The organism is Cupriavidus sp. 207A1 (assembly GCF_057798955.1).
Genome location: NZ_JBYOJO010000001.1, coordinates 22,670 through 41,702, shown reverse-complemented (window position 1 = coordinate 41,702; position 19,033 = coordinate 22,670). Strand labels below are relative to the sequence as shown.

Genomic DNA, 19,033 nt, shown 5'->3' with positions numbered 1-19,033 from the left:
TTCCCCGTCTAGGCCGCCACCGGCACACCGGTCAGCAGCACGCGGCTGCCGCCCGTGCCGGGCCGCACCTCCAGCCGCACGTCGATGCGCTCGCGCAACTCCGTCACGTGCGAAATGATCCCGACCAGGCGCCCGGCCTGCTGCAAATCGAGCAGCGTGCGCAGGGCAAAGTCGAGGCTTTCTGGATCGAGCGTGCCGAAGCCTTCGTCGACGAAAAGCGTGTCGAGCTGGATGCCGCCCGCGCGCGACTGCACCACGTCGGCCAGGCCCAGCGCCAGCGACAACGACGCCAGAAAGCCTTCGCCCCCTGACAGCGTATTGGCCGGGCGCGCCGCGCCGGTATCGTGGTCGAACACTTCGATATCGAGCCCGCCCGCGCTGCGCTGGTCGGCCTGCTCGCGCACGCGCTGCAGCACATAGCGGCCGCGGCTCATCGCCAGCAAGCGCGTGGAGGCGGCCTCCAGCACCTCGTCGAGCAGCGTGGCCAGCACGAAGCGCTGGAACGTCATGCGGCGCGGGTTGTTGCCGTTGGCCACTTCGGCCAGCCGGCCCAGCACGGCAAAGCGGGCTTCGATGTCGCGGCCTGCCTGGTCCAGCTGCTGCAGCCGCTGCTGGCATTGCAGCAGCGCGTCGCGGGAACGGCCGCGTTCAGCCTGCTGCCGCACCAGGTCCTCCACCGTCGCCGCCGCAGCGCCGAGTGCCGCGCGCAGGCCGTCCAGGTCGGGCGCATCGAGCGCTTGCGCGGCAGCTTCCGCGCGCTCGCGCCGGTCGGCGGCGGCCGCCAGCTGGCTATCGAACGTGCGCAGCGTGGCGTCCAGCGCTTGCATCGCGTCGTCGTCCAGGCAGGCGTCGGCGTGCGCGCGGGCATCGGCAAAGCCGTGCTGCGCGAGCGCCTGCGCCAATGCCGCTTCGGCGTTGGCCAGCCGTTCAGTGATCTGCGCGTGCGCCTGCCGTGCCGACACCAGCGCGGCCTGCGCACCGGCATCTTCCGCGGCAGCCTGGCGCTCTGCCGCCTGCGCCGCGGCCAGCGCCTGCTCCAGTCCAGCAAGCGCCGCCTGCGCCTGGCGCAGTGCCTCGCCCAGGGCCACCGGATCGCGCGAATCTTCAGGAATCTGCGCGCTCTCCGCCTGCCACTCGCCGCGGCAATGCGCCAATGCGTGAGCGGCGGCATCGGCAGCAACCACGGCATCGCGGTGCACGGCTTCGGCGCTGTCGCGCGCCGCGCGCGACGTCGCGATCGCGGCTTCGCGTTGCGCCAGGCTTGCCGAAGCCTGCCGCTGCTGCGCCAGCGCCGCTTGCTGCGCTTCGATGTCAGCGTTGACGCTGGCGGCCGCTGCCGCGCTGGCATCGCCCAGTGCCGCGGCCAGTTCTTCCAGCCGCTCGCGTGCCTGTGCGATCGCCAGTTGCGCGGCCTGGTGCTGGCCGGCGCAGCGCACCGCATCGGATTCCGCTTCCAGCAGTGCCTGGCGCGCGGCCTCCAGCGCCAGGTCGGACAGCGGCTGCGCTACGCGCCGTGCCGGCTCGGGATGCGCGGTGCTGCCGCACACCGGGCAGGCATCGCCTGACGCCAGTGTCTGCGCCAGGCGCGCGGCCTGGCCGGCGCGCCACGCGGCTTCAGCTTCGGCCAGCGCGGTGCGGCAGCGGTCGCGCTGATGCAGCGCCTGCTGTTCGGCCTGCGCATGCCCGACGGCCTGCGCCTTCGCGGCGTCCAGCGAACGCGCCGCCTGCCGGTACCGTTCGAATTGCCGCGCGCGCTCCTGCAGCGCGGCCAGCTGCAAGGCGCTCGCCTGTGCCTGCGCCGCGGCAAGCTGCGCCTGTCCCAATGCCGATTCAGCGGTCACGGCGGCGGCGCGGCATGTCTCGACTTGCCCCAAGGCGCGATCGCGTGCGGTGGTAGCAGTGACCTGCCTGGCTTCGGCCTCGAGCAAGGCGCGCTGCAACGCCCCCAGCCGCTGCGCGCGCGGCAGCATCGCGTCCAGCTGCGTAACGCGGCGCTGCGCGGCCTGGCGGACTTCGGCCTGCTGCACTTGCGCCTGCAAGGCCGCGGCGGCCTGTGTGGCCCGTTGCCCGGCGCGGGCCGCTTGCTCGGTCGCCTGCGCCAATGCCGCGGCGCCGGCAGCGTGATCGCGCTGCGCGGCCTGTGCGGCCGCCACCGCCGGCATCACACGCGCGGCACGCTGCGCCGCCTGCAAGCGGCCACGCTGTTCATCGATGGCGGGCTGCCGCGCCAGCAGCGCGGTATGGGCGGCCTGCGCCTGCTGGCGCTCCTGCAGGCGCGCCGACACCTGCTCGCCGGCCGCGAGCGCGGCCTGCGCGGCGGCTTGCGCGGCGCGTGCGCCTTGCTCCTGGCCTTGCAGCGCCTGCAGCTCGGCCTGCATGGCCGCGATGCTGTCCGCCAACGCCTGTGCCGATTCCGCGCCGGCCTGCCGCAAGGCTTCGTCGCGCTGGATCGTGATGCGCTCGGCGTCGCGCCGGATGCCGGCGGCTTCGGTCTTCAGCAGCTCTTCCACGCGGCGGTACAGCTCGGTGCGGAACAGCCGCTCAAGGATGGCCTGCCGCGCCTGCGAACTGGCGGTCAGCAATTCGCGGAAGCGCCCCTGCGGCAGCACGATGACCTGGCGGAACTGCGCGCTGTCGAAACCCAGCAGGTCGCGCACGGCATCGCTGACCTTGCCAGGCTGGCTGGCCTTGCTGACCCAGCCATTGCCGTCGTGCAGGTCCAGCTGCGCCCTGGCCGGCTCGGTGACCCAGCCCTCGCCGCGCTGTTTGGGCCGCTCCTGCACGGGCGAGCGCACCACGCGCCAGCGCTGCGCGCCCAGGCTGAAGGTCAGCGTCACCTCGGTGCGCAAGCCCGCTGCCGCATTGGCGCTGCGCATGGCTTGCGCGCTGCGCTCGCCGCCGGAGGTGTCGCCGTACAGCGCAAAGCAGATGGCATCGAGCAGCGTGGTCTTGCCCGCACCGGTGGGGCCATGGATCAGCACGAAGGCCTGCTCGCCCAGCCGCGTGAAATCGATCTCCTCGGTCGCGGCAAAGGGGCCGAACGCCTGCAGCGTCAGATGCAGCGGTCTCATGCCGACTCCCGTTCCGACGCGGCGATACCCGCCAGCACCTGGTCGAGCGCGGCACGCTGGTCCGGGTCCAGCTCGGCATCGGCCACCTCGCGGAAGAAACTGGCGAACAGCTCGCCGGTGCCCAACTGGCGCAGCTTGCGGCCCGCCTCCGACGCCATGCCGGTGCGCGCCAGCACGGTGCGCTCGATCGCAAGCGCGTTGGGATAGACCTGGCGCAACCGCGCCATCGGGTCCAGCAGCGCGCCGGTGTCGGTCAGGCGCGCATGGATGTAGTCATCGCGCCGCGGATCGTCGGTGCCGGCGGTCAGCAACTGTGCCAGCTCGCCCTCGAGCACGCGCACGTCGCGCAGCGGCTGCAGCGTCAGCGGCGTGATGGCGACGGTCCCGTCCGCGTCCAGTTCGATGCGCGATACCGACTTCTGGTGCGCGCATTCCGACAGCGAGTATTTCAGCAGCGAGCCTGCATAGTGGATGCGTCCGCCGCCCAGCGTCTGCGGCCGGTGCAGGTGGCCCAGCGCGACCAGGTCGAAGCCGGCGAACAGTTCCGCCGCCACGGCACCGCTGCCGCCCACCGACAGCGGCCGTTCCGATTCGCTGGCCGCGCCGCCCACCACGAAGGCATGGCCCACCACCACCGCGCGCACGCCCGGCGGATGCACCGCGCGGATGGCATCGAGCTGCGCGCGCAAGGCGGCTTCGTGCGACGGCATGTCGGTGCCGGTCGCATCGCGCACCACGGCGGGTTCGGCATACGGCAGCGCATAGACGCGGACTTCGCCGTGCGCATCATGCAGGCTCACGCAACTGGCCTCGGGCAGCGTGCGGCCAGCCACGTGCAGCCCCTGCGCGCGCATCAGGCGCGCGCCGAATTCCAGCCGCTGCGCGCTGTCGTGGTTGCCCGCGATCATCACTACCGGCACGCCGGCATCGACCACGATGCGGCCGAGCACGTCGTCGAGCAAGGCCACCGCCTCGGGCGGCGGCACGGCGCGGTCATAGACGTCGCCGGCAATCAGCACCGCATCCGGGCGCTCGTTGCGGACCAGTTCGACAAACTGGTCGAGGAGATAGGCCTGGTCTTCCAGCAGGCTGCGCGCATGGAAGAGGCGGCCGAGATGCCAGTCGGCGGTGTGAAGGAAACGCAATCCGGGGTCCGTTGAAGAATCGGCGAAACCCGCATCATAATGCGTCGCAGGCCGCCACCTGTTCAGCACAGGTTCAGGCGGACTCGCGCATCATGGCCGCAGTCGCCCCTCGATCCCTCTCAACGGAGAACGCACATGAAACGCATCCTGACCACCACCACCCTCGCACTGGCGCTGGGCCTGGGCGCAGCTGGCGCCAGCGCCCAGTACACCGGGCCCTCCACGGTGCCCGTGATGACCGTCAAGGCGCTGCAGGCCGACGGCAAGGACGACCAGCAGGCCGTGCTGCGCGGCAAGATCGTCAGCAGCGTCGGCGACGAGCGCTATCTGTTCTCGGACGGCACCGGCCAGATCAAGGTGAAGATCAAGGCCAGGACCTGGCCCGCGCAGAAGCCGGTGGATGCGCAGACCACGGTGGAACTGGTCGGCGAATACGACAAGGAACTGATCGGCGAATCGCACTTCGACGTGAAGGAGATCCGCCTGCCCTGATGCAGGCAACGCTCAGACCGGCTCGGCCTCGCTGTCGGCGATCTGGTACTTGCGCATTTTTTCCCAAAGCACCTTCCGGCTGATGCCCAGGCTGGCCGCCGTGTCCTGCCGCCGCCAGCCGTTGGCGTCGAGCGCGGCCAGGATGCGGCGGCGTTCTTCCATGTCGCCGCGCAGGTCGGCGCGCTCGCCGCCATCGAACGCGCCCGGATGCAGCGCGCGGAACAGTGGCCGGATGCGCTCTTCGTCCCAATGGCCGGTCTGCTGCACCGTGATGCCGACGCGCTCGGCCAGGTTGCGCAGTTCGCGCACGTTGCCGGTGAAGTAGGCGGTGCCGACCGCGCCCTTGAGCCAGTCCGGCATCGGCGGCAAGGCGTCATAGCCGGAGGCGCCCAGCATATGGCGCAGGAACGACTGCAGCAGCGCCACCTTGTCGGCCGGGCCGCGCTCTTCCAGGCTGGGGATGCGCATTTCGATCACCGCCAGGCGGAAGAACAGGTCGGCGCGGAAGCGCCCCTGCCGCACGGCGTCGCGCAGGTCCTTGTTGGTCGCGGCCACCAGCCGGAAGTCCAGCTTGACCGCCAGCGTCGAGCCCAGCCGGGTGATCACGTTCTCTTCCAGCACGCGCAGCAGCTTGACCTGCTGGAACAGTGGGAGGTCGCCGATCTCGTCGAGAAACAGCGTGCCGCCGTTGGCCTGCTCGAAGTAGCCGCGATGCGCGAACGATGCCCCGGTAAACGCGCCCTTGGCGTGGCCGAAGAACTGCGACTCGAACAGCCCGTCGGGAATCGCGCCGCAGTTGACCGCGACGAACGGGCCCTTGCCGTAGGTGCTGTTGCGCTCATGGAACAGGCGCGCGATGCGCTCCTTGCCCGCGCCGGTTTCGCCGTACAGCATCACGTTGCTGCCGAAGTCGGCAAAGGTCTCCACGTGCTGCAGCAGCTGGCGCATCGCCGGCGAGCCGGCCACCAGGTCGGCCTCGCGCTCGCCGGTGGCCTCGGTGGCGAGCAGCTGCGGCAGCAGCTTGCCGATCTGGCTGCGCAGGTCGGCGCCGGTAAAGTCATCGGCCAGGATATGCGCGTACTCCGGCGGGAAGCGACCGGGATCGGTCTCGCGCCCCGGCCCCGCCACCCAGATCACCGGCATGCCATGCGCGGCCTCCCAGTCCAGCGAAAAGCGCGCGGCGCCGATCACCGACACGCTGATCACCGCGATGCACGGCTTCAGGCGCGGCTCGGCCGGCAAGGCCTCGAGCGCGCCGGCGCGAATCACGTCCACGCCCAGCGGCGCCAGGAAACGCGTGACGCGGTCGGCAATCTCGTACTTGCCTTCCCACACGTAGACTTCAAGGTTTTCGTAAGCCCAGCGGTCTGTCTTCATTCTGTTTCTGCCATCAGGCGGTTTGGCGCGATCATGGCTCAGTACACCAGTTCAGCGTTGTTGCAATCGATGCTGTGGACCCAGAGGTCGCTGTTGCCAAGCTGGATGCCCAGGCTGTTGAGCAGCGGCGGGACCAGCGCGTCGAGCGTGGCCCCCAGCGGCGCCAGCAGCGGGCCCAGATCCAGGGGCACACCGATGAATCCCAGCAATTTGGTCCGCACCTTCAGCGACAGCACCTGCGAGAACAAGCCGCCGAACGGATCTGCCATACCCGCTTGCGCATGGCCACCGGGCGCCAGGGTAATTTCCTGGCCAACCGTGTTGCCGTAGCGCGGTACGTCGGCGGCGACCACGTCTGCGAGGCCGACCCCAAGTACTTCGGCCTTGCCGAGCACCACCTCGCCGCCCGTGCAGCCGTCGGTCAGGCACGCCGTGGCCAGGCCGCTCTTCACTTGCATCGTGGCCCGACGGTCCGCGGGATTGGCCGCGCATTGCAGCCGGGTGAGGTCGGCCGTGGCAGCGGCGACATCGAGGTAGAGCGGCACGTTCAGGCTGGCGTCCAGAATCGGCTTCAGGATGTCGGCCTTGATCTGGAGCGCCAGCGTCAGCCTGAGCTGCGAGGAGGTGGCGCTGGTCTGCCAGGTGTCGGGCTTGCTGGACAGCTGCTGCGCCGGACCGGCCGCCGTGACCGGCGGCTCGATCACGCGCAGGTTGGCGCTGATGCCGCCCAGGCCAAACGGTAGCTTCGGAATGTTCAACGGCAGCGCGACCGCGGTGTCGCCGCGCGCGACCTGCGCGCCGGCGAGCAGCAACTGCGCGACATTCAGGCCAACTTCCACCGCCGACGATGCCGCGGGTGCCATCAGGCCCAGGTCGAGCAGCCTGGCCAGCGACACCGACGCGGCCGCTCCGCTCGCGCCCAGCGTGGTAGGCGGGCTGCCCAGCATGGTGGTAAGCAGCGTGTCGCGCCCGGCCGCGCCGAGCACCAGCGCATAGAAATCGCGCAGGTTCAGCGACGCATTCAGCAGTTGTTCCACGGTGCCGACGTCCGCCTCTAGCCGCAGCTGGTCCAGCGTCACCGTGGTATTGACCAGTCCCTGCCAATCCGCCAACGACAGGTTCACCGCATTGCCCAGCAGCACGCTCAGCATGCTGTTGGCGGTCGAGACGTCCAGCAAACCCGTGCCCAGTGAAAACGCCGCCACCGGCGGGCTGCCGCTCGCAATCGATTCCGCGAACAGCTGCCTGCCGCTGCCGCCGCTGAACACGAACAGGATCGGCACCGTCTGCGTGGCCTGCACGCGCACGGCATTGGGCGAGACCGTGGCGGCGTTGTACACGGCGCTGAAATGCCGCGGGCCGGCGGTTGCCGGATCCCATACGCCGACACAGGCTGTCATTGCATCCGCGCCACCCCCGGCAGCCTGCGCGCAGCCCATGGCAATGCCCGACGGATAGCCGTTCTTCGCGCCGATATTGCTGACCGTTCCCAGCACCGCGGCGTTGAGATTGGCCGCGCTGTCCGCCCGCTTGAGCTGCTGCGCCGCCGACATCGCCGCCAGGTCCACCATGTTCTGCAGCTGCCGCTGGCGCATGAACACATGGCCGACGTCGATCGACACCAGCGCGGCGATAGCGACGGTGGCGATCAGCACCGCCGCCATCACGCTGACGGCGCCACGTGCGGCGCGGCGGGTGCGGGGCACCGGCGGCTGGCGCAGGCTCATTTTCCGCCCAGCATCTGCCCGGCCGAGCCGGCGCGCGTGGTGCTGGCGTTGGCCTGGCCGGTGTAGAACTCGGGCAGCGCGAAGCGGAAGCTGTTCAGGTAGCGCTCATAGCCCAGCGCGGCCTGTTCGCCGTGCATCGGCAACATCGGCCCGGCCTGCGTGCCCTCGCGCTGGATCGCCAGGATCGTGCGCGTGTCGGCGCCGATCTCGCGCTGCGCGGACCGCGCCGGCGGCATGCCGGCGGCGGCCGCTTCGGTCATCGCGGCATCGCCCTGCGCGTGCGCCAGCGGGGCCAGCGCCCCCAGGCCGAGCGCCACGCATGCGGCGCGCTTTTGGATGGCAACGAGAAGATTGGCTGTCATGGTGTAGCGCCGGCTTGCGCGGCGATGGCGATTGGCTTGGCCACGACCGCCACGGCGGCGGGCGCGGATGTCGGCTTGGGCTGCGCCTGGCGTGCCGACGCGCGGTCGCGCGCGGCGGCGGCGCGCGCGATGCGGTCGGCTTCCTTGCGGATCGCGCCGCGGGTGGGCTCGGGCAACGCGGCCTTCTGCATCATGGCGTTGGCCTGGGCGCGCTTGCCATCGGCCATCAGCCAGACCACCGCATTGCTGATCACGCGCGGATTGCGCGCATCCAGCTCCAGCGCCTGCATCACCGGCACGCGTGCTTCCTGCAGCGCGCCGGCGCGCATCAGCGCATAGCCCAGGTCGCTGGCAATGCGCGCGTTGACCGGATCCAGCGCGGCGGCGGCGCGCAACTCCGTCACTGCGCGCGCAAAGTCGTCCTGCCGCCCCGCCAGCAGTCCGAGCCCGTGATGCGCGTGCGCGGCCTCCGCCCCCTTGGCGGTGGCGGCCAACTGCTGGTACGCCTCGATGGCAGCCTGGTCCTGTCCGGTTTCGCGCAGCGCATCGGCGCGCATCACCTGGATCTCCGGGCCGGCGCCGAAGCGCTGCACATAGACCTCGATATGCGCGAGCGAGGCAAAGTAGAGCCCGTCCTGCTGCATCTTGCGGATCAGGCCCAGGTAGACCGCCTGTTCGCTGTACTCCGCGCGCGCGGTCTTGTCGCGCAGCCTGGCCAGTTCCACCTGGGCCTCGGCTTGCTCGTGCATGGCCGTGGCGCCGTTGTTGCCGGCGGCGCAGCCGGACAGCGCGGCCACCAGCACACACGCCGCCGCGGCCGGGCGCGCCATGAAACCCATCATCGCGTTCCTCCCATGTTTGCCAGCATGCGGATCACCCCGAGAAAGCCAGGGCCCGCGGTCAGGATCAGCAGCACCGGCAACAGGCTGACCACCATCACCGCGGTCATCTTGACCGTGAGGCGGCCGATCTCGTCCTTCATGCGCGACTTGCGCGCCTCCTGCATGCGCAGCCCGAACTGGCGCAGCGGCTCCTGCACCGCGCCGCCATGCTTGTCGACCTGCGTCAGCAGCGTGATCAGGCTCTTCAGGTCTTCGCTGTCGAACAGCCGGCCGATGCGCAGCAGGGTCTGCTCGCGCGAGCGGCCCGACGCGAACTGCTGGTTGGCGCGCGCCAGCTCCGGCCCCAGCACGCGCAGCATGCTGCCGAACTCGGCCACGATCACCTGCAGGCTCTGGTCGATCGACAAACCCACGCCCTGCAGCAGCCGCAGCATGTCGATCAGCACCGGCAGCTCGTCGTCGACCATGCGCAGGCGCTCGGCGGCGCGCCGGCGCAGGTACCACTTGGGCGCCAGGTAGGCCACGGCGAAGGTGCCGAAGCCCCATGCCACCACCATGAAGGCACTGGCGCCGAGATGCCACAGCATCGCCAGCACCGACAAGGCCAGCGGCAGGCCCAGCCGCAGCACGCCGAACAGCACGCGCGCCTGCAGGCCATACCAGCCGCATTGCTCCAGCAACTGCTGGTCCTCCGGCGTCACCACCGCGCGACCGAGGCGCGATTCCAGCCAGTGGGCATCGAAGCGCTCGCCCACGCGCGCACCCAGCTGGGCGCCGAGCGCGGTGGCGACGCCGGACGCTGCCGCAGGGGTCGCAGCATGGGCCGCCGCGCGCGCGCCCGCGGTACCCGGGGCGCCGGGCACGCCCTGCGCACGCGGTGCGGTAGCGGGCGCGGCCTGGGCGGTCTGTGCGTTCTGCGCGCCTTCCATTGCGCGCTGGCGCGCCAGCGCGGCGTCGATGGTGCGGGCCGACAGCCGGCGCTGGCGCCAGTCGCGCAGCAACGGCAAGGCCAGTACGCCGAGGCCGCATGCGGCGGCCAGCAGGCTCAGCGAGATCAGCGTCAGGCGGTCCATGGGGGCGATGTCATCGTTGCCTTCAGATCGACTTGGCCAGGCGGTACAGCATCAGCGCGCCGGCAACTTCCAGCGCCGCGGCCGACAGCAGCATGGTCTTGCCGGTGGGGTCTTTCCACATCATCAGGATGTAGCCCGCGTTCAGCGTGAACAGGCCGCCGGCCACCACCAGCGGCAACAGGCCCAGCACCCAGGCCGACAGCCGGGTCTCGGCCGACAGTGCCATCAGCTCGCGCTGCGCCTGCTCGCGGTCGCGCATGAAGGTGGCGGTGCGCTCCATCACCACGTCGGCGCGGCCGCCGTAGCGCACCGACAGGCGCAGCACCGAAGCCACCAGCACCAGTTCCTCGACCTTGTAGGCGCGCCCCACCTGCAGCACCGCCTGGTCCAGCTCCTTGCCGGCGCGCTGCAGGTGCACCGCCTGCACCAGGCACTGGCGCAGCGGCGCCTCGGTATTGGCGATGGAGTTCTGGAACGCGGCCGGCACGCTGCTGCCGATGGTCATCAGCCGCACCACGCCATCCAGGAAACCGGGCAGCTGCGACAGCAGCTTCTTGTGCAGCCGGCGCACGCGGTGCCACGCCGCGCACGCCGTCACCGCGAGCGCCACGACCAGCGCCGACACCGCGCCCAGCCATAGCCCCGCAACCGCGCCGGCCAGCGTGCACAGCACCAGCGGAGACAGCCACAGCAGCGCGGTGCGGCGGGTCGGCGCCAGGTCGGCACGCCGCAGGAAGTCGTCCCAGCGGCGGCGCAGGTCGCGCGCCGGCAGCTGCAGCGACGGATCTGGCGCCTGCGTGTAGCGCATCCGCACCTGCTCGGTCTGCGCCTGCAGGAAGGCCTGTTGCTGTTCGCGGCGCGCGCGTGACTGCGCACCGGCGAGCAGCAGCAGCCCCAGGCCGGTGATGACCAGCGCGAGCGCGGCGAGCAGCAGCGTGGCGCTAGACATCGAAGCGGTCGTCCAGCATGAAGCCCGGGCCGCGCATGCGTGCGAGCTTGGGCGAGTGCGGCAACAGGCCCAGCGAGAGCCAGCGGTCGGTCTCGGTGCCGTCGGGGTTCACGAACGGCTCATGCCGGTACAGCTCCTGGGTCGAGATGATGTTGTCGCCCAGGCCGGTGACCTCGGTGATCGACACGATGCGGCGCTTGCCGTTGGACAGCCGCGCGATCTGCACGATGAAGTCGATGGCATTGGCGATCTGGCGCCGCAGGCTCATCTCGCTGCCCTGGAAGCCGGCGAAGCCGGCCAGCATCTCCAGCCGGTACAGGCATTCGCGCGGGCTGCTGGCGTGGATGGTGCCCATCGAGCCGTCGTGGCCGGTGCTCATGGCCTGCAGCATCTCCAGCACCTCGCCGCCGCGCACTTCGCCCACGATGATGCGGTCCGGGCGCATGCGCAGGCTGTTGCGCAGCAGGTCGCGGATCGACACCACGCCGGTGCCCTCGAAGCCGCCGGGCCGGCTTTCCAGCCGCACCACATGCGGATGGTTCAGCGCCAGCTCGGCGGTATCCTCGATGGTGATGACGCGTTCGGTGGGCGGCACGAAGGTGGCCAGCGCATTGAGCAGCGAGGTCTTGCCGGAACTGGTGCCGCCGCTCACCAGGATATTGCAGCGCGCCTGCACCGCGGCCTGCAGCAGGTCGCAGATCTCGGGGCTCATGGTGCCCAGCGCCTGCAGGTCGGCCGGCGTCATCGGGTCCTTGCGGAACTTGCGGATCGACACCACCGGCCCTTCCAGCGCCAGCGGCGGGATCACCACGTTGATGCGGCCGCCGTCGGGCAGGCGCGCGTCGACCATCGGGTTGGATTCGTCCAGGCGCCGGCCGATCGGCGCCAGGATGCGGCGCACGATGCGCAGCAGGTGCCCGCTGTCGGCAAAGCGCACCGGGATGCGCTCGAGCACGCCATGGCGCGACACGTACACGTCCAGGTGGCCATTGACCAGGATGTCTTCGACCGCGGGATCGTTGAGCAGGTCCTCGATCGGGCCAAAGCCGGCCAGCTCCTTGGTCAGCGCCTCGGCGATCTGGCGCAGCTCGGCCTCATTGATGGGGATGCGCCGCAGCCGCGTAAAGCTCTCCAGCTCCAGGTCGACGAAGCGCTGGATCGCGGTGCGCGACCAGCGGCCGAACTCGGCACCCAGCTCTTCGATGCGCGTCAGCAGGTGCTCGTGCGCGGCTTCCTTGATGTTGTGGAACTCCTGCGACACCGGGAACGGCGCGGGGGTGTTGTCCGAGAATTCGATCGCTTGGGTCATGTCAGCTTCCAGTGCGTGCCGAGCGCGCGCCGCGCGCTACCAGCGCTGCGCGCAGCGCCCCGGGCAGTTTGTCCTTGAGCCGCGCCAGCAGCGTGGTGTCCCGGGCGGCGGCAGTGCGATAGCCCAGCCGAGCCAGCAGCTCGGCCAGCGCGCGCACATAGGGACAGTGGGGATCGTCATCGGCCAGCACCGCGCCGCGGTTCATCGCCAGCACCAGCGCCTCGCGGCTGTCCGGCAGCGTCGCCACCGACTCCACGCCCACGCGCCGCGCGATCTGCGCGGCATCGACGCCCAGGCGCGCATCGAAGCGCGACACCAGCAGGTGCAGGTCGTCGCGCTCCACTTCGCGCGCGCGCAGTTCATGCACCAGCTCCGCCGCCGACACGATCGCACCGACGCTCTGGTCCGCCACCAGCACCACGCTGTCGGCGGCCTTGACGATCTGCGCGGTGAACTCGGCATTGCCGAAGCCGCCCAGGTCGACGATCTGCAGGTCGAAGAACGCGCGCAGGCGCTCGAGCAGGCCGATCGCATCGGCGTACGAGATGTCACGCAGCTCGCTCAGCGCGGCCGGCAGCGGCAGCACGCACACGCCGTTGGCGTGGCGCGTCAGCGCGGTCTGCACGAAGACCTGGTCGAAGCGGCGCAGGTTGCGCACCGCCTCGACGAAATGGAAACCCGGACTCAGGTTCAGGTAGAGCGCACCGTCGCGCGCCGGCAGGCCCAGGTCGGTCAGCAGCACTTCGGCGCGGGCATCGGTCTTGGCATGGCGCGGCAGGTGGCGGCGCGCCGCCGCCGCCAGGTTGACCGCCAGGCTGGTCACGCCCACGCCGGCGCGCGCGCCCAGCAGCGCCACGATCTTGCCCTGGCGCGCGGCCTCGGCCGGGCGCACCTGCTCGCTCGGCACGGCCAGGCGCTTGACCACGGCCTCGGCCTCGGCCGGCGCATCGCGCAGGTCGATGAAATCCTTTACGCCCGCGCGCAGCGCGGCCAGCATCACGCCGGGCTCGCCGGCCTGGCCCACGGCCACCAGCGGCAGGCCGGGGAAGAGCCGCTGCAGCTGCTCGGCCAGCCGCGCCGACGGCGCCGCGAGTTCCGCCGAGAAATGCAGGAACACCAGGCCCGGGCGCAGCTCGGAGACGCGCTCGATAAAGCCTTCGTGGGCGCCGCCGTCGGCCACCAGCGTGCCCAGCGCGCCGATGACCTTGCCCAGCCAGTCCCTGACTTCGCCCTGCGTTGCGTGCAACAGAAAATAGTCCATCTCTCCGCCTCAAAGCTGTTGGCCATGCCAGCCGGCATGGCCGGCGGCTATTTCGAGAAACCCGGCAAAGTCGGGTCCGCGTATTCGCCCAACATGTACCAGCCCCACACATTGGGGCTGGCACTGGTGCGGCCGTCGGCACCGACGGCCTGCGCCGCCGGCGAATTCTTCGCCATCGGCTTCACCAGGCGCGGCGTGACGACGATCATCAGCTCGCGGTCTTCCTGATGGAAGTTCAGGTTCTTGAAGAACACGCCGATCACCGGCAGGTCGCCCAGCACCGGCACCTTGTTGACGTTGCTGACGGTGTTGCGGCTGACCAGCCCGCCGATCACGAAGCTCTCGCCATCGCCCAGCTCGACCGTGGTGTCGGCGCGGCGCGTGACGATGGCCGGCACCACCGCGCCGTTGATCGAGATGCCGCGCGAGGGGTCGAGGTCGCTGGCCTCGGGCGCCACCTTCAGTGCGATGCGGTCGGCCGACAGCACCGTGGGCGACACCGTCAGCCCGATGCCGAACGGCTTGAACTGGATCGTGGTGGTGCCCAGCGCCTGCGGCACCGGGATCGGGATCTCGCCGCCGGCCAGGAAGCTGGCGCTCTGCCCCGACAGCGCCACCAGGCTGGGCTCTGCCAGCACGCGTGCCAGGCCGTTGGCCTCCAGCAGGCTGATGTTGGCGAAGATGCCGTGCGTGAGCGACGCCGCCACCAGGTTGAAGGCATTGCTCATCGGCGATGCGATATCGGCGGTGAAGCTGCCGGGCGCGCCGCCGCTGCCCGGCGTGAAGGTGAACTTGTTCAGCGTCGACGGCGAGAACGTGCCGAAGGCAAAGCCCGAGTTGTTGCGGAAGAAGTTGATGCCGACTTCCTTGAGCACGGTCTTGCTGATCTCCACCACCTTGACGTCGACCTGCACGGTGCCGCTCAGCGGCACGGTGGAGCGGTCCACCACCAGGCCGGGCTTGCCGTCGGTCTTGCCGGCCGTGGCCGCTCGCGCCGCGGCTTGGGCGCGCGCGGCGCCATAGGCGTCGGGCGACTGCCCGGTGATGGTGGCGCCGGCTGCCGAGTAGCCCAGCTGCGCGCCGTTGGCATCGGGCGCGATGGCATCGACCTGCACGCTGTAGTTCTGCGGCTCGGCGCTGCCGCGCGTCCACACCATCACGTCGGTCACGCCAGGCTGTTTGGCCACCAGCAGCACGCTGGGCGCGCCGCGGGTGCGCAGGATCAGCGCATCGGCCACCGCGGGGTTGCCCACGGCGACGCGCTCCACCGGCTGTGCGCTGCGCAGTTCCTTCTGCGCGCCGGCCATCAGGTGCAATGGCCGCGCGGTGGCGGCGTCCTGCGCCTGCGCGCGCGGTGCCAGCGCGCACCATGCCGTGGTGGCGATGATGGCGGCAAGCGTGAGCTGCATCAGCCGGCGGCGCAGCGTCACGGCATGGGCGGGTGTGTTCTGGATTGGCATGCGATGGGCGCCCACGTTCTTATTCGATCTCGCGCTTGCCGGCGCGGATCACTTCCACGCCAGCGCGTTCCCTGGCTTGTGCCGGTGCCGGCGGCGCGGCCACCTGCAGCGGCCGCGGCGCCGGCGCTGCCGCCGGTGCGCGCGCAGCCGGCGCGCCGTTGGTGGCGGCCAGCCCGGACAGCAGCACGCCCGCGGTGGCCTTGTCGGTGGCGGCGCGCGGTGCGTCGGCGGGAATGCCGGCGCGCGCGGCCAATGCGGGCGGGAGTTCGGCGTACATGCCGTCGCTCGGCATGGCCGGGTCTTGCGGATTGCGCAGCGCCAGCATCAGGCGCCCGGAGTGCTGCGCCATCGCCAGCCGGCTGACCTGTTCCAGCGGCACCGACAGCACCGCGGTCTTGGCGCCTTCCTGGCGTGCCATCATCTGTTCCGGCTTGGCCGCCTGCGGCCGGTTGACCGAGGCCACGCCGTAGGCCAGCACGCGCAGGCGCGACAGCAGCATGCGCGCCTGGCTGTCCGGGATTTCCTGCTGGTCGCGCCGCAGCACCAGGAACACATCGACATAGTCGCCCGGCTGCACCTGGTTGCCGACGCCGACGACCTCATCGACCGACACCGCCACCGCGCGCTCGCCCTCCGGCACCTGCGCAGCCAGGCCGGACAGCAGCTGGCTTTCCAGCACCGGCACGTTGGCGCCCAGCGCCACCAGCGGCACCTGCCCGGTCACGCGCGCCACGTCGCGGTAGGCGCCGGCGGGATCGATCGGCAGCATCTCCACCTTGAGCGCCTCGGCATCGAGCGGCTTGCCGGCTTCGGCGGGGCGCGTGGTGACTACCACCGGATGCAGCGGCCTGGCGCCTGCCGATGCCTCGGGCTGAGTTGGCTGGCGTCCTACCTGCCACGCCAGCAGTGCGAGCAGCAAGGCCAGGCCCAGCAGCACGACGGCCAATAATCGGATCTGCTTGCTGGTCATGCGGAAATCCTGGGTTCGGGCATGGGGCGATTCGTCATGCGCATCAGATATCGGGAGAGAGCTGGACCATGGCCGAGCCCGACAGCGAAGCCGGCAGCGGCACCATCGGCACCGCGGGCATGATGTTGGTGGTGGTCAGGGTCAGCGTGACCTGTACGCAGACGTCGGCCGAGCCGGCCGCGCAGGGCACGGCCGCGGCGACGCCGGCGGGCGGGATCAGGTCACGGAGGGATGCGGGTAAGGTGCCGCGCGCCATCGCGGCCGCGGCATTGACGCGTGCCTGCTGGGTGGCCGCGAGGCCGGTGCCGGCGACGCCTGCGGGATAGCGCAGCGCGGCGCGCGCGCCTTCCTCGGCGGCCAGCGTCAGCACCTGCTGCAGCGCCAGCATCACGCCGTAGTACACGATGCCGATCACGATGGTGATCAGCACCGGCGCCACGATCGCAAACTCGATTGCGGCGCTGCCGGCGCCCTGGGAGCGCCGCCTGATCTTCCTGTTGACCCTTGCGTGCAGCAACATCTGAAACCCCGGTCTCTTGGTGTTCCGCCGCGCCGACCGGCGGCGCGGCCTGCTGGCCTCAAGCCATTCCGGCTATTGGCCCGCAGCCATCCAGACCAGCACGCCCACGGCCAGGTACGCCGCATACGGGATGCCGCGCGCCAGCGAAAACTGCGCCGTTGGAAGGGACTGGTCCTGGGAATGCAAAGCGTGATCCGCGGCCGGCGTGCGGCGCGCCAGTGCCAGCGCCAGCAGCGCGTGCACCAGCCCGAGCAGGCTGCCGACGACCCATGCCACCACCAGCCCCTGCGGACCGGTGAACAACCCCGCCACCGTCAGGAACTTGACATCGCCCGCGGCCATGCGCCCGAGGGCGTAGACCGGCAAGGTGACAGCAAGACCCAGCCCGGCGCCGATCAGGCGCGCGGCCAGCGGCGGTTCCGCGGCCTGTCCGGCGATCAGTGCCAGCCCGAGGGCCAGCACGGCAATCGCCAGCAGGAGGTTCGGAACCCGCCGGTAAGCGAAGTCTGTGTAGAGGGTCGCCGCGCAGAGGAGCGCGGCAATCACGCTAGTCTCGTTAGAGAAGCCGGTTTCTCATTATGTCGTGAACCAGCCCTTGACCTTGACGGAGAGCCGTTCAAAGCTCGCGTCGAGCTCAGTGCCAAGCTTTCCGGCGCCAACGGTAATAGCTAAAGCGACGAGCCCCACGATCAGCCCATATTCAATAGCCGTCGCCCCGCGCTCATCTTTAATAAAGCGTGCAATGAGTCGTTTCATGATTTCTGACACTCCCGAGTGATCTGATGCCGCGATCACGCTTCCCCCGTTCGATTATCACGGTGCTCTGTGGCCCGCTCTTTTATCGACTATTCACGCTTGCTGAGCTTTTTTTATAAGACATGGTATGTCTCAACCATACCCCTCCCTCGGGTGATAGTAATGACCCGAAGGGGTTAAAGCACGCGTTTGAAACGCGCCGGCTCGCAGCTTGTTAAAGAACAGGCGGGCCGGTGCAAACCGGCCCGCAGCCTGGCCATGCCGGCATTTCAGCCGCGTGGCCAGGCGGAATAAAAAGATGCGCTGCGACGGGGTGATGAGCGACAGCGCACCGTGAAAACACCTATGCGGGTTGATACATTTCAGTGGAGCAGTCCGCCCAGGATCGGCAGTTGCGGCTTGCTGTCGCCACCGCCCGAGCCGCCGCCGGCGCTGCCGCCGACACCGCTCTTGATGCCGCCGACAAGACCCGTGACCGGCGCCAGCAGCGCACCGACCGGGCCCAGCGCACCGCCACCCCCGGCACCGCCATCGCCGCTGCCGAGCTTGACCAGCGGCAGGCTGCCGAGCAGGCCGCCGAGCGCATTGCCGCCGTGGCTGCCATCGCTGCCCTGGCCGTTGCCGGCGCCGGCCAGCGGCAGGTTGTTCAACAAGCCGCCCAGCGGGTTGCCGCCGGCCTGGCCGTTGCCGTTGACCAGCACGCCGACCGCGGCAACGGTCTTGCCGGCCTCAGTCACCACGCCGCCGAGCGGCGCGACCACCGGGGCCTGCGTATTGCCGAGCATGCTGCCGCCGGTGGCGACCGTATTGCCGACCTTGTAGAGCAGACCGTCGGCCGGTCCGCCGAGGTGCGTGGTCGCGCCCAGCGTCTGGGTACCGTCGGTGACCTTGCTGGTCAGCGGCACGATCACCTTGCTGAGCGAGTTGGTGACCTGCGCGACGGCGCCATCGGACAGCACCGTCTGCAGCTTGTCGCCGCCGCCCTGCATCGCCGTGCCAACCTTCTTGACCAGGCCGCCCACCGGCGTGGTCAGCGGTGCCAGCGGCGCCAGCTTCTCGGTGCCCAGGCCCTGCACCAGCGCGCCGCCGCTGACCGCGGCGTCGCCCACTTCGCGCACCACGTTGCCGGTGCTGGACACCGTCACGCCCACCGGGTTGTCGACCGAGCCCATCTGCCCGAGCCCGTCGCGCACGCCGGCGCCGAGCGCGCCGACCGCTTCGCCCGCATTGACCACCACCCCACCGGCGCCCTTGCGTGCGTCAGTAGGCAGCAGCGGCAGCGGCGCGTCCTGGATCGACTTGCCGATCTCGCTGACGGCATTGCCCGCCGACACCACGGTGTTGCCCGCGCCTTCGGTGGCCTTGGCGGTCGGCGTGGTCTGCGCCCCGGCCGGCGGCGGCGGCGTGACCGGCGTATCGGCGCCGCCGCCGCTGGGCTGCGGATTGGCGCCGCTGCCGCCGCCGCTCGACGAGCAGCCCGACATCAGCAAGGCAAGGGCGGCGACGCCGGCCGCGGCCAGCGAGGTCATGGAAAGCGGTGCGGGATGCTTGGTCTTCATTGTGCTTCTCCTGTCTGGTTGGCCACGGCGCTGCCGGGCCGTCTTTTCTTGTGAACCGCCGCATGGAATGCCGACGAGCGCTCGTTGTTGTCCCGCTTTGTTCGACCTGCCCGCCATCCCCATCAGTCATGGCAACACGGTGGAACGCGAAATCGTCGGC

Annotated in this window: 17 protein-coding genes; 1 reads left to right on the top strand and 16 read right to left on the bottom strand. The window is 70.4% G+C overall.

Features of this window, described 5'->3' with window-relative positions; all coding sequences use genetic code 11:
* Positions 1-8 precede the first annotated feature (8 nt).
* Together AC3FMM_RS00200 and AC3FMM_RS00195 are read right to left on the bottom strand one after the other, a co-directional pair.
* Positions 9-3,071 (bottom strand): AAA family ATPase, encoded by a 3,063-nt coding sequence (locus tag AC3FMM_RS00200; protein ID WP_488685929.1) that lies wholly within the window; start codon positions 3,069-3,071, stop codon positions 9-11.
* The gene (locus AC3FMM_RS00195; protein WP_116313325.1) at positions 3,068-4,216 is read right to left on the bottom strand and encodes an exonuclease SbcCD subunit D; all 1,149 of its coding nucleotides are present in this window, start codon (positions 4,214-4,216) and stop codon (positions 3,068-3,070) included. The genes AC3FMM_RS00200 and AC3FMM_RS00195 overlap by 4 nt, the downstream gene beginning before the upstream one ends.
* 135 nt (positions 4,217-4,351) lie before the next feature.
* Here AC3FMM_RS00195 and AC3FMM_RS00190 point away from each other — a divergent pair, with 135 nt between their 5' ends.
* Positions 4,352-4,708 carry a YgiW/YdeI family stress tolerance OB fold protein gene (locus tag AC3FMM_RS00190; RefSeq protein WP_111521495.1) on the top strand — a complete coding sequence of 119 codons (357 nt, stop codon included), beginning with the start codon at positions 4,352-4,354 and terminating at the stop codon, positions 4,706-4,708.
* 12 nt (positions 4,709-4,720) lie between these two features.
* On the opposite strand, the gene AC3FMM_RS00185 is transcribed toward AC3FMM_RS00190, so the two are convergent.
* The 14 genes from AC3FMM_RS00185 to AC3FMM_RS00120 form a co-directional block, all read right to left on the bottom strand.
* Positions 4,721-6,085 carry a sigma 54-interacting transcriptional regulator gene (locus tag AC3FMM_RS00185; RefSeq protein ID WP_025582903.1) on the bottom strand — a complete coding sequence of 455 codons (1,365 nt, stop codon included), beginning with the start codon at positions 6,083-6,085 and terminating at the stop codon, positions 4,721-4,723.
* Positions 6,086-6,123: 38 nt separating this feature from the next.
* A complete protein-coding gene (locus tag AC3FMM_RS00180; protein ID WP_488685928.1) occupies positions 6,124-7,812 on the bottom strand; it encodes a TadG family pilus assembly protein in 1,689 nt (562 codons plus the stop codon).
* The gene (locus AC3FMM_RS00175; RefSeq protein WP_488685927.1) at positions 7,809-8,174 is read right to left on the bottom strand and encodes a DUF3613 domain-containing protein; all 366 of its coding nucleotides are present in this window, start codon (positions 8,172-8,174) and stop codon (positions 7,809-7,811) included. The genes AC3FMM_RS00180 and AC3FMM_RS00175 overlap by 4 nt, the downstream gene beginning before the upstream one ends.
* On the bottom strand, positions 8,171-9,016 hold the full coding sequence (locus tag AC3FMM_RS00170; protein ID WP_115711971.1) for a tetratricopeptide repeat protein: 846 nt from the start codon (positions 9,014-9,016) through the stop codon (positions 8,171-8,173). The genes AC3FMM_RS00175 and AC3FMM_RS00170 overlap by 4 nt, the downstream gene beginning before the upstream one ends.
* Positions 9,013-10,089 carry a type II secretion system F family protein gene (locus tag AC3FMM_RS00165; protein ID WP_488685926.1) on the bottom strand — a complete coding sequence of 359 codons (1,077 nt, stop codon included), beginning with the start codon at positions 10,087-10,089 and terminating at the stop codon, positions 9,013-9,015. The genes AC3FMM_RS00170 and AC3FMM_RS00165 overlap by 4 nt, the downstream gene beginning before the upstream one ends.
* A 22-nt stretch (positions 10,090-10,111) precedes the next feature.
* Positions 10,112-11,038: a type II secretion system F family protein gene (locus tag AC3FMM_RS00160; protein WP_488685925.1), complete on the bottom strand. Its 927-nt coding sequence runs from the start codon at positions 11,036-11,038 to the stop codon at positions 10,112-10,114.
* Positions 11,031-12,347, bottom strand: a complete 1,317-nt coding sequence (locus AC3FMM_RS00155) for a TadA family conjugal transfer-associated ATPase (RefSeq protein WP_115682206.1) — start codon at positions 12,345-12,347, stop codon at positions 11,031-11,033. Before AC3FMM_RS00155 ends, AC3FMM_RS00160 begins: the two co-directional genes overlap by 8 nt.
* Position 12,348: 1 nt before the next feature.
* Entirely contained in the window at positions 12,349-13,608 is a 1,260-nt protein-coding gene (locus tag AC3FMM_RS00150; RefSeq protein ID WP_488685924.1) for a CpaE/TadZ family protein, read from the bottom strand.
* Positions 13,609-13,655: 47 nt separating this feature from the next.
* Positions 13,656-15,068, bottom strand: a complete 1,413-nt coding sequence (locus AC3FMM_RS00145) for a type II and III secretion system protein family protein (RefSeq protein WP_115711966.1) — start codon at positions 15,066-15,068, stop codon at positions 13,656-13,658.
* Between the two features lie 19 nt (positions 15,069-15,087).
* Positions 15,088-16,038: a Flp pilus assembly protein CpaB gene (cpaB, locus tag AC3FMM_RS00140; RefSeq protein ID WP_115711964.1), complete on the bottom strand. Its 951-nt coding sequence runs from the start codon at positions 16,036-16,038 to the stop codon at positions 15,088-15,090.
* Positions 16,039-16,081: 43 nt separating this feature from the next.
* Positions 16,082-16,558 (bottom strand): TadE/TadG family type IV pilus assembly protein, encoded by a 477-nt coding sequence (locus tag AC3FMM_RS00135; protein ID WP_115711963.1) that lies wholly within the window; start codon positions 16,556-16,558, stop codon positions 16,082-16,084.
* A gap of 72 nt (positions 16,559-16,630) precedes the next feature.
* Positions 16,631-17,104: an A24 family peptidase gene (locus AC3FMM_RS00130; protein ID WP_115711961.1), complete on the bottom strand. Its 474-nt coding sequence runs from the start codon at positions 17,102-17,104 to the stop codon at positions 16,631-16,633.
* 30 nt (positions 17,105-17,134) lie between these two features.
* Positions 17,135-17,314, bottom strand: a complete 180-nt coding sequence (locus tag AC3FMM_RS00125) for a Flp family type IVb pilin (RefSeq protein ID WP_115682200.1) — start codon at positions 17,312-17,314, stop codon at positions 17,135-17,137.
* 362 nt (positions 17,315-17,676) lie between these two features.
* Positions 17,677-18,873 carry a collagen-like triple helix repeat-containing protein gene (locus tag AC3FMM_RS00120; RefSeq protein ID WP_488685923.1) on the bottom strand — a complete coding sequence of 399 codons (1,197 nt, stop codon included), beginning with the start codon at positions 18,871-18,873 and terminating at the stop codon, positions 17,677-17,679.
* Between the last annotated feature and the right edge of the window lie 160 nt (positions 18,874-19,033).